This is a genomic window from Micrococcus sp. KRD128 (genome assembly GCF_017168395.1).
In the GTDB taxonomy this organism is placed as follows: Bacteria; Actinomycetota; Actinomycetes; order Actinomycetales; family Micrococcaceae; genus Micrococcus; species Micrococcus luteus.
Window position 1 is genome coordinate 176806 of record NZ_JABFAX010000016.1, and the last position, 9756, is coordinate 186561.

Consider the following 9756-nt stretch of genomic DNA (forward strand, 5'->3'; position numbering starts at 1 on the left):
ACGTCGACGGTGCCGGCTCAGTCCGCGTCGCCGCGCAGCGCCGCCAGGGCGTGGGCGAGGTCGTCCGGATACGGGGAGGTGATCGTCACCGGCTCCCCCGTGACCGGGTGTGGGAACGCCAGCCGGTGGGCGTGCAGCCACTGGCGCGTCAGCCCGAGCTCGGCCGCCATGCGCGGATCCGCCCCGTACGTGAGGTCGCCGACGCACGGGTGGCGCAGCGCCGAGGTGTGCACGCGGATCTGGTGGGTGCGCCCGGTCTCCAGGTGGACCTCGAGCAGGGTGGCCCGGCCGAACACCTCGAGCGTCTCGTAGTGGGTCACGGACGGCCGGCCGTCGTCGAGCACCGCGAACTTCCAGTGGTGGCCGGGATGCCGCCCGATGGGCGCGTCCACGGTGCCGCTCAGCGGATCCGGGATGCCCTGGACCACGGCGTGGTAGACCTTCTCCGGCACGCGCTCGCGGAACTGGTCCTTCATGGCGGTGTAGGCGCGCTCGGTCTTGGCCACGACCATGACCCCGGTGGTGCCGACGTCGAGCCGGTGCACGATCCCCTGCCGCTCGGGGGCGCCCGAGGTGGAGATGTCGCGGCCGAGGGCGGCCAGGGCGCCCACCACGGTGGGCCCGACCCAGCCCGGCGAGGGGTGCGCGGCCACGCCGGTGGGCTTGTCCACGGCCACCAGGTCCTCGTCCTCGTACAGGATGCTCAGCGCGTCCACGCGCTCTGCCCTCACTTCCAGGGGGTCGGGGTCGTCGGGGACGTCGACGGCGAGGGTCTCCCCCGCTACGGCCTTCGCGGACTTGGCCAGGACGCGGTCCCGGCGGCCGGAGCGCGACTCGGCCCGCACCAGGCCCCGGGAGAACCAGTCCGCCAGCAGCGAGCGGGAGACGCCGAACGCGTCGGCGAGCACCGCGTCGACCCGCCGGCCCGCCTCGGCCTCGGTGACCTCGAGCCGCTCGGTCAGTCCCGGTCTCATGCCCATGTCCTCACGCCTCCCGTGTGCCGTCCAGGCGGCGGCCGGTCATCACGAGCAGGGCGACGCCGATGACGGAGCAGACGATGAACGAGTCCGCCACGTTGAAGATCGCGAAGTGCGGCACGGAGATCATGTCGACCACGTGGCCGCGCCCGAACGCCGGGGGCCGGAACAGCCGGTCCGTGAGGTTGCCGAGCACGCCACCGGCGAGCCCGCCCAGCGCCAGGGCCCACGGCATCGAGCGCACGCGGGCGATCCCGACGAGGGCGGCCACCGCCACCGCGGCTTGGATGACGGTGAACACCCAGGTGTGGTCCTCGCCGATGGAGAAGGCCGCGCCCGGGTTCAGGATGTAGTGCCAGCGCAGCACCCCGGGGATCACCGCGACGGAGTCCCCCAGCTGCATCGTGCTCTCGACCGCGTACTTGGTCAGCTGGTCGAGGGCGTAGGCCAGCACCGCCACGATGAGGGCGGTGAGCACGGCTCGCCGGCCCGCGCGAGGGGATCGCGGGGCCGACGCGGCGTCGACGGCTCGGCTCACGCCGTGGGCGTGGGGGGCTCGACGCGCTTCTGGGCGCGGATCTCGCGCAGCTGGCCCTCGATGTAGGAGGTGAGGCGGCTGCGGTAGTCGGTCTCGAAGCTGCGCAGCTGTTCGACCTCGCCCTCCAGGCCGGCCTTCTCCTCGGCCAGGGCCTCGAGGGTGCGGGCCTTCTGCTCCTCGGCGTCGCTGACGAGCCGGGCCGCGGTGGCCTCGGCCTCGGCGACGAGCTCGGTGCTGCGCTGCTCGCCTGCGGCGACGTGCTCGTCGTGCAGCCGCTGGGCCATGGCCAGGACGCCGGCGGCGGAGGTCGCGGCCGCGTCGGCGGACTCGGGGGCGGCGGCCGGGGCCGCCTCCTCGACGGAGGCCGGTGTCGCGGCGGCCTCCGGGGTGTCCGCAGCGGGGGCGGCGGCCGGGGCGGCGCCGCCGGCGCGCAGCTCCGCGTTCTCGGACTCGAGCTGCTCGTTGAGGGCGATCAGGCGCTTGAACTCCGCCACGATCTCGTCGAGGAAGTCATCCACCTCGGTCTGGTCGTAGCCCTCGCGGAACTTCGTGGGCTGGAACTGCTTGTTGACCACGTCTTCCCAGGACAGCGCCATGGAACCGTCTCGCTCTCTGCTCGGTGCTCGGGGACGGCCGGGCGGCCCGGCGCGTCGGCGGCCGGCGCGCCGGTGAGGGGCGGCGCCGATCCTGCCGCGAAGACTACCACCGGGGCCGACAGCCGCCCCGGGCCGCGGGTCAGGCCACGCCGGCCAGGCTCAGCACCAGGACCCGCAGCAGCACGACGCCGAGGAACACGATGAGGAAGGCCACGTCCAGGCCGATGCCGCCCAGGTTCACCGGCGGCACGGCACGACGCACGGGGCGCAGCAACGGATCGGTGGCCCCGTACACGCCGCTGGCCAGCACGAGGGCCGCCCCGGTGGGGCGCCAGTGGCGGGCGAACGACTGCGTGACGTCCAGGACGATCCGCACGGTCAGTGCCGCGAGCACCACCGTCAGGGCGATGTAGGCGAGGGCGAGGAGCAGCTGCATGGGCGCCTCAGTCGCCGTCGAACGGAGAGTCGGCAGCGCCGGACTCGCCCTGCTCGGCGCCGACGACGTCCACGGTGGCCGGGGTCAGCAGGAACACCTTGCTGGTGATGCGGGAGATCGAGCCGTGCAGGCCGAAGACAAGGCCGGCCGCGAAGTCCACGAGGCGCTTGGCCTCGTTCTCACCGAGGTCGGTCACGTTCATGATCACGGGGACGCCGGAGCGGAAGGCCTCGCCGATCGCCTTCGCGTCGTTGTAGGAGCGGGGGTGGACGGTGGAGAGGGTGTGCACGGAGGCTCCTTCGGCAGACGACGCTGCGGCTCGCTTGATGGGGGTCACCGGGGCCCGGTAGCCCGGGTCGACCGGCTCGGGACGCGCCGGACGCCGGGGTTCGACGGGATCGGCCGCGGTGGAGCCGGACGGGGTCACGGGCTCCGGCCGCTCGGCCGGCTCGGGATCGCGGACCGCAGCCGGGCGGACGGCCTCCATGTGGGGGTCGGTGTCCGGCTCCGCGGGGCGGCGCGCCTCGACGACCTCGTGTCGGGGTGCGGCCTCCCGCTCGGTGGCACGGGGCTGCTCGTCGTACTCGTCGCCGTCGGCCAGGCCGAGGTAGATCATCGTCTTCTTCAGGGCACCAGCCATGAGTCTTCCTTCACCACGTCCTCCGGCCCCGGGGGCCGCCGTCGTTCGTCGTCGGTGCGCGTGCGTCCGCACGGTCCTGTCGCGTCCCGCCGGGACGCGCGGGGTCAACGTTAGCCCACCGCGTCCCGGGCCCCCAGAACGTCGGAGCCGATGCGCACCTGTGTCGCCCCGGCGCGCACGGCCGCCTCGAGGTCCGCGCTCATCCCCATGGACAGTGCGGTGGCCTCCGGATGCGTCTGCCGCAGGCCCGCGCCGAGCGCGGCGAGGCGGCGGAACGCGTCCTCCGGGTCCAGGCCGCGCGGCGCCACGCACATCAGCCCGCCCAGCCGCAGGCCCGGCAGGCCTGCGATGACGTCCGCGAGGGCGGGGACGTCCTCGGGACGGGCGCCGCCGCGCGGGCCGATCCCCTCGGGACGGTCCTCGTCGGCGCGGTCGTCGACGTCCACCTGCACGAGGCACTCCAGGTCGGGGATCGCGGCCTCGGGCTCGCGCTCGCGCCGCAGCAGGAGCGCTCGCGAGAGCGCCTCGGCCAGTTCGGGTCGGTCCACCGACTCCACCACGGACGCGTAGCGCACCACGTACTTGGCCTTGTTGGTCTGCAGCTGGCCCACGAAGTGCCAGCGCGGGGCGTCCGCCCCCAGGGCCGCGGCGACGGCCTCGGCCTTGGGCCGGGCCTCCTGGTCGCGGTTCTCCCCCACGTCGGTCACGCCGAGCGCGGCGAGGCGCACGACGTCCTCGGCGGGGTGGGTCTTGGTCACGACGACGAGCGCGGGTTCCGCCGCGCGCCCGGTGTCCCGCGCGGCGTCGGCGATGCGGGCGCGCACCGCGGCGAGCGCGTCGGCGATCTCCCGGGCGCGGGGGTCCGTCGGGGTCGGCCCGGCGGTGGCGGGGGCGGTCATGCCTCTCCTCTCGGGGTGGTGGCGTCGAGGTCGGTGCGCCAGACGAGGCCGGCGAACCGGCCCTCACCGGGCGCCCGGCGGTGCGAGAACAGGCGTTCGTCCTCGCGCGTGCACACGTCGATCGTCGCGGTGGTCACCCCGCGGGCGCGGAGGACCTGTGCGGCGCCGGCGGACAGGTCGAGGGCGGGGGTGCCCCAGGACGTGGTGGCCGCGGTCGCCGGGAGGCGGGCGGCGGCCTCGGTACGCATGGCGGCGGGCACCTCGTAGCAGCGGCCGCACACGCCGGGACCGATCCAGGCGCGCAGGCCGGGACCGGTCCGGTCGGTCTCCGGGCGCAGGGAGAGCAGACGATCGACGGTCGCCTCCAGGACGCCGTCCAGTAGCCCGCGCCGCCCGGCGTGGGCCACGGCGGTCGCGCCGGTCGTCTCGTCGACGAAGACCACGGGGAGGCAGTCGGCCACCATGACGGCCAGCGGCCGGGACCCGTCGCGGCTCACGGCGGCGTCGGCCACGGGGGCCGGGGCACCGCCGCGCCCGGGTCCGTCCGCCCACACGACGTCGGCCGAGTGCACCTGGTCCAAATAGAGCGTCGCGTCCTCGGGAACCCCCATTGCGCGCTCCAGGGCGCGACGGGCGGCGCTCACGCGAGCGAGCCCCTCGGCCTCGTCCGGCGGGACCACGTGCAGCGCGAGGTTGCCGGCGGCCACGGACGTCCAGGCCACGTGCACGGCGCCCGTCGCGGTGCGGACGGTCTCGCGGTGCACGAAGGGGCCGGCGGGGACCCGTGCGGTCCCGGCCGGCCCCTCCGCGGCCGTCACTTGAGGAAGTCCGGGACGTCCAGGTCCGAGGACCCGGCGCCGAGGTCCGGCTCCACCACGGTGGGCAGGTCCTGCTGGCGGCGCGGCTGCGTGGGGGCCGCGGCCCGCTGCGGGGCCGCCTGCTGCTGCACGGCCTGCGGGGCGGCCGGGGCGGAGGTGACGTCCACCTTGTCGAAGCCCGCGGCGATCACGGTCACGCGCACCTCGTCGCCGAGGGCGTCGTCGATGACCGCGCCGAAGATGATGTTGGCCTCCGGGTGGGCGACCTCCTGGACCAGGCGCGCGGCCTCGTTGATCTCGAAGAGGCCGAGGTCGGAGCCGCCCTGGATGGAGAGCAGCACGCCGTACGCGCCGTCGATGGAGGCCTCGAGCAGCGGCGAGGCGATCGCCAGCTCGGCCGCCTTGACGGCGCGGTCCTCGCCCTGCGCGTGGCCGATGCCCATGAGCGCGGAGCCCGCGCCCTGCATCACGGACTTCACGTCCGCGAAGTCGAGGTTGATCAGGCCCGGGGTGGTGATCAGGTCGGTGATGCCCTGGACGCCGGAGAGGAGCACCTGGTCCGCCTGACGGAAGGCGTCCATGACCGAGACGTTGCGGTCCGAGATGGACAGCAGCCGGTCGTTCGGGATCACGATGAGGGTGTCGACCTCGTCCCGCAGGGCGTCGATGCCCGCCTCGGCGGAGCCGGCGCGACGGCGGCCCTCGAACGTGAACGGACGGGTCACGACGCCGATGGTCAGAGCGCCGAGCGAGCGCGCGATGCGGGCCACGACGGGCGCCCCGCCAGTGCCGGTGCCGCCGCCCTCGCCTGCGGTCACGAACACCATGTCCGCGCCCCGCAGGACCTCCTCGATCTCCTCCGCGTGGTCCTCGGCGGCCTGGCGGCCCACCTCGGGGTTCGCGCCCGCGCCGAGTCCACGGGTGAGCTCGCGGCCCACGTCCAGCTTCACGTCCGCGTCCGACATCAGCAGCGCCTGGGCGTCCGTGTTGATGGCGATGAACTCCACGCCGCGGAGCCCCACCTCGATCATGCGGTTCACGGCGTTCACGCCGCCGCCGCCGATGCCGACGACCTTGATGACGGCCAGGTAGTTCTGGGGTGCAGCCACGGTGTTGGTTCCCTTTGTTCGAGATCTCGAGAGGTCAGCGCGAGGCACATCGCCCCGGTGATCGGCGGCCACCCGGGGTGGACACCTTCAAGCACAGCGTGAAGCGAGCCTCGCGCGCGTTCGGGTCCACCGTACTGGGAGGCCCGCGTCACGTGCAAAAGAAAACGGCGTGTCCACGCGGAAAAGACGGCCTCCGCATCAACTTTCACGTGAGACTTGAAGGACCAGCCGCCGCGGTGATGGCACCCCGACTCGCGCGAGGCCCCGCGCCCCGACCTTCACCTTCACGTTCTACTGGAGACTCCTGTGGCCCCGGTTCAGCGCGTGATCGGCCGCGTGGGCACGGAGACGTCGATCTCGGCGACGCCACCCTCCGCGGACCCGTGCCGCTCGTCCGCCAGGAACGCCTCGGCCACGGACCCCTTGAGGCCGGCGTCCTGCGCGTCGCCCCAGACCAGGGTCACCCCGCCCTCAAGCGCCAGACGGACCTGGCCCGGGCCCCGGGAGTCGGCCGTCTCGACACGATCCGCTACGGACTCCGGCAGGGCGGCCAGCACCTCGGCCACCTCGGCGCGCTCCTCCTGCGCCCGCTGCGGCAGCTCCTCCGAGAACGCGGGGAGGTCCTCGCCCTCGAGCCGTTCCTCCGGCACTCCCGTCAGGACGGTGCCGTCCGCGAGCAGCAGCTGCACGCCGTCGTCGCCGTCCCGCCGGGCCCGCGCCTCGTGCTCCCGGACCGCGACCTCCAGGCCGGTGGGCAGGCGGGGCACGGTCTGGACCTCGGCCACTCCGGGCAGACCACCGACCAGCTCGCCCACACGGCCGGCGCCGACGCGGGACAGCGGCACGCCGTACACGGGCTCCAGGCGCTCCTGGACGTCGGTGGCGGAGACATGGCGGGTGCCGGTGACCTCGACGCGGTCCACCGCGAGCACGGGCGAGAAGAACACGACCCAGCCCAGGACGGTCAGCACCGCGAGCACCGCGGCCGCCACACCCCAGCGCGTGGCGCGGCGCCGGCGCGCGGTGCGGCCCGGGAATCGGACCACGGTGGAGGCGTCGGCCCCGGCCGGAGCGACCGGCGGCGTCCCGCGGCCGAGCCTCACGGGTGGGCGACGCCGGGCGCCGCGTCCCGGCCGAGCTCGGCCAGCAGGTCCGGGCCCAGGGCGGTCACGTCCCCCGCGCCCATCGTCAGGACGACGTCGCCGGCCGTGGCGCCCGCCGCGAGCGAGCGCACCGCCTCGGCGCGGTCCTCGGCGACGACACGGTCCTCGGCGGCGCCCGTGGTGAGGCGGGACGCGATGAGGGACGAGTCGACGCCGTGCATCGGCTCCTCCCGAGCCGCGTACACGGGCAGCACGCGCACCGCGTCCGCCCCGGAGAGGGCGGCGGCGAACTCGGCGGCGAAGTCCCGGGTGCGGGAGAACAGGTGGGGCTGGAACAGGACGTGCACGCGGGCGTCGCCGGCCACGGCACGGCCGGCGGAGACCGCGGCGGCCACCTCCGTGGGATGGTGCGCGTAGTCGTCGAAGACCCGCACGCCGCGCGCGGCGCCGCGGAACTCGAAGCGGCGGGCCGTGCCCCGGAAGGCCTCCACGCCCCGCACGGCGGCCTCGAAGGCCATGCCCGCCCGGACGGCGGCCAGGACCACGGCGGCGGCGTTCAGCGCGTTGTGGCGGCCGGGCACCTGCAGGTGCAGGGTGCGCTCCGGGCCGTCCGCCATCCGGAACGTGGCGCGCTGGCCCACTCCGGTCTCGCCCGGCTCCACCGCGAGGTCGGTGACCAGCAGGTCCGGCGCCACGCCGTCACGGGGCGCCGAGCCGTAGGTCACGACGTCGGCGGCCGCGTGCTCCCGTGCCCACGCGGCCAGGTCCGCCGCGCCGGCGTCGTCGAGGCAGGCCACGAGGACCCCGCCCTGGGCGGCGGCCGGCAGCCCGCCCGCGAAGTCCCGGAAGACCTGGTGCACCGCCTCCTCGGTCCCGTAGTGGTCCAGGTGGTCGGCCTCCACGGTCGTGACGATCCCGACCGTGCTCGGGTAGTTCACCAGGGTGCCGTCGGACTCGTCGGCCTCCGCGATGAACCACTCGCCCTGGCCCGCCCGGGCGTTGGTGCCGAGCCCGGCGACGGCGGCGCCGACCGCGAACGTGGGGTCCCAGCCGGCGTCGGAGAAGGCCATGGCGGCCATGGAGGACGTGGTGGTCTTCCCGTGCGTGCCGGCGACGGCCAGCACCCGGTGGCCGCGCATGGCCAGGGCGAGGCCCTCGGAACGGTGCAGCACGCGCAGTCCGCGCGCCACGGCGGCGTCGTGCTCCGGGTTGCCCGGCCCGGCGATCGAGGAGGCGATCACCGTGGTGACGTCCCGGCCGAGGTGCGCGGCGTCGTAGCCGACCGTGATCCGGGCGCCGCCCGCGGCGAGCTCGCGCATCACGGGCAGGTCCTTCGCGTCGGAGCCGGACACCGCGACGCCCTGCTCCTGGAGGATGCGGGCGACCCCCGACACGCCGACGCCGCCGATCCCCAGCAGGTGGACGCGGCCCAGGTCGGCGAAGCGGCCCTCGGCCGCGGGACGGGTGCTCTCGTCTCGGCTCATCGCCGGGCTCCTTCCTGGGCGGCCGAGCGCACGAGGCCGGCCATGGTGACGTCCGCGTCCCGGACGCCGAAGCGGGCGGCCGCCTCCCCCATGCGCGCGAGACGCTCAGGGTCGGTCGCCAGCGGGATCAGCTGACGCTGCACCCACGCGCGCCCGAAGGCGTCGTCGCGGACGAGCAGCGCGCCCTCCGCCTCCACCACGGGGCGGGCGTTGAGCGCCTGCTCGCCGTTGCCGATGGGCAGGGGGACGTAGACGGCGGGCAGGCCGACCGCGGACACCTCGCAGACCGTGCCGGCGCCCGAGCGGGCGACGATCAGGTCGGCGGCGGCGTAGGCCTGCTCCATGCCCGCCAGGTACTCCCGCTGGACGTAGCCGTCCCGGACCAGCAGGCTGCCGTCGTCCTCGGTGAGGGCCTTGTCCCGACCGGTCAGGTGGAATACCTGCAGACCGGCGTCCAGGAGGTCGCCCAGCGCGGCGCGCACGGTGCGGTTCACGGCCAGCGCACCCGAGCTGCCGCCGGTCACCACGACGGTGGTCCGGTCCGGGTCGAGGCCGAGGGCCTCACGGGCGGCACGGCGGGCGGCCGCCCGGTCCAGGCCGGAGATCTCGGGGCGCATCGGCATGCCCACCCAGCGGGCGCCGCGGAGGCGGGTGTCCGGCAGGGCGGTGCCGACGTGCGCGGCCCGCAGGGCGCCGATGCGGTTGGCCAGGCCGGGGCGGGCGTTGGCCTCGTGGACCACCACGGGCACACCGGCCCGGAACGCCGCGAGGTACACGGGGGTCGCGACGTAGCCGCCCACACCCACGACGACGTCGGCGCGCCGGTCCCGCAGGATCCGGGCCGCCGTCGCGACCGCGGCGCGCATGCGGGCCGGGAAGCGGACGACGTCCATCGACGGGCGGCGCGGCATCGGGACCCGGTCGATCAGGTCGAGCTCGTAGCCCGCCTCGGGGACGAGACGCGTCTCCATGCCGGAGGCGGTGCCGACCATGGTGCACTCGACGGGACCGCCGCCGTCGCCCTCCAGGGCGCGGGCGATCGCGAGCATCGGGGAGATGTGGCCGGCGGTGCCGCCGCCGGCCAGCACCACCCGCAGGGGTCCGGAGGGATGAGAGGTCTGCGTCATCGGGGCTCCTGGAGGGCGGGGGTGGGGAT

11 protein-coding genes are annotated in these 9756 nt (G+C 75.3%); all 11 read right to left on the reverse strand.

Annotated elements, in window-relative coordinates; genetic code table 11:
• Positions 1-17: 17 nt before the first annotated feature.
• Positions 18-980, reverse strand: a complete 963-nt coding sequence (locus tag J1M44_RS08960) for an RluA family pseudouridine synthase (RefSeq protein ID WP_206480856.1) — start codon at positions 978-980, stop codon at positions 18-20.
• Between the two features lie 4 nt (positions 981-984).
• Complete coding sequence (gene lspA / locus J1M44_RS08965) at positions 985-1455, reverse strand: signal peptidase II (RefSeq protein WP_206480882.1); 471 nt, start codon at positions 1453-1455, stop codon at positions 985-987.
• 56 nt (positions 1456-1511) lie between these two features.
• Positions 1512-2111, reverse strand: coding sequence for a DivIVA domain-containing protein (locus J1M44_RS08970; protein ID WP_206480857.1), 600 nt, complete (start codon positions 2109-2111; stop codon positions 1512-1514).
• 139 nt (positions 2112-2250) lie between these two features.
• Positions 2251-2547 carry a YggT family protein gene (locus tag J1M44_RS08975; RefSeq protein WP_010078509.1) on the reverse strand — a complete coding sequence of 99 codons (297 nt, stop codon included), beginning with the start codon at positions 2545-2547 and terminating at the stop codon, positions 2251-2253.
• Between the two features lie 7 nt (positions 2548-2554).
• Positions 2555-3187 carry a cell division protein SepF gene (sepF, locus tag J1M44_RS08980; protein WP_206480858.1) on the reverse strand — a complete coding sequence of 211 codons (633 nt, stop codon included), beginning with the start codon at positions 3185-3187 and terminating at the stop codon, positions 2555-2557.
• Between the two features lie 110 nt (positions 3188-3297).
• The gene (locus J1M44_RS08985) at positions 3298-4086 is read right to left on the reverse strand and encodes a YggS family pyridoxal phosphate-dependent enzyme (RefSeq protein ID WP_206480859.1); all 789 of its coding nucleotides are present in this window, start codon (positions 4084-4086) and stop codon (positions 3298-3300) included.
• A complete protein-coding gene (locus J1M44_RS08990) occupies positions 4083-4904 on the reverse strand; it encodes a polyphenol oxidase family protein (protein ID WP_206480860.1) in 822 nt (273 codons plus the stop codon). Before J1M44_RS08990 ends, J1M44_RS08985 begins: the two co-directional genes overlap by 4 nt.
• Positions 4901-6013 (reverse strand): cell division protein FtsZ, encoded by a 1113-nt coding sequence (ftsZ, locus tag J1M44_RS08995; protein ID WP_206480861.1) that lies wholly within the window; start codon positions 6011-6013, stop codon positions 4901-4903. Before ftsZ ends, J1M44_RS08990 begins: the two co-directional genes overlap by 4 nt.
• A 317-nt stretch (positions 6014-6330) precedes the next feature.
• A complete protein-coding gene (locus tag J1M44_RS09000; protein WP_174232849.1) occupies positions 6331-7059 on the reverse strand; it encodes a cell division protein FtsQ/DivIB in 729 nt (242 codons plus the stop codon).
• 53 nt (positions 7060-7112) lie between these two features.
• Entirely contained in the window at positions 7113-8600 is a 1488-nt protein-coding gene (gene murC, locus J1M44_RS09005; protein ID WP_095694684.1) for a UDP-N-acetylmuramate--L-alanine ligase, read from the reverse strand.
• Positions 8597-9727 (reverse strand): undecaprenyldiphospho-muramoylpentapeptide beta-N-acetylglucosaminyltransferase, encoded by a 1131-nt coding sequence (gene murG, locus J1M44_RS09010; RefSeq protein ID WP_036314165.1) that lies wholly within the window; start codon positions 9725-9727, stop codon positions 8597-8599. Before murG ends, murC begins: the two co-directional genes overlap by 4 nt.
• Between the last annotated feature and the right edge of the window lie 29 nt (positions 9728-9756).

Coding starts and splice junctions, on each gene's coding strand:
- J1M44_RS08960 (WP_206480856.1), bottom strand. CDS start 980: ATGGGCATGAGACCGGGACTGACCGAGCGGCTCGAGGTCACCGAGGCC.
- J1M44_RS08970 (WP_206480857.1), bottom strand. CDS start 2,111: ATGGCGCTGTCCTGGGAAGACGTGGTCAACAAGCAGTTCCAGCCCACG.
- J1M44_RS08975 (WP_010078509.1), bottom strand. CDS start 2,547: ATGCAGCTGCTCCTCGCCCTCGCCTACATCGCCCTGACGGTGGTGCTC.
- sepF (WP_206480858.1), bottom strand. CDS start 3,187: ATGGCTGGTGCCCTGAAGAAGACGATGATCTACCTCGGCCTGGCCGAC.
- J1M44_RS08985 (WP_206480859.1), bottom strand. CDS start 4,086: ATGACCGCCCCCGCCACCGCCGGGCCGACCCCGACGGACCCCCGCGCC.
- murC (WP_095694684.1), bottom strand. CDS start 8,600: ATGAGCCGAGACGAGAGCACCCGTCCCGCGGCCGAGGGCCGCTTCGCC.
- murG (WP_036314165.1), bottom strand. CDS start 9,727: ATGACGCAGACCTCTCATCCCTCCGGACCCCTGCGGGTGGTGCTGGCC.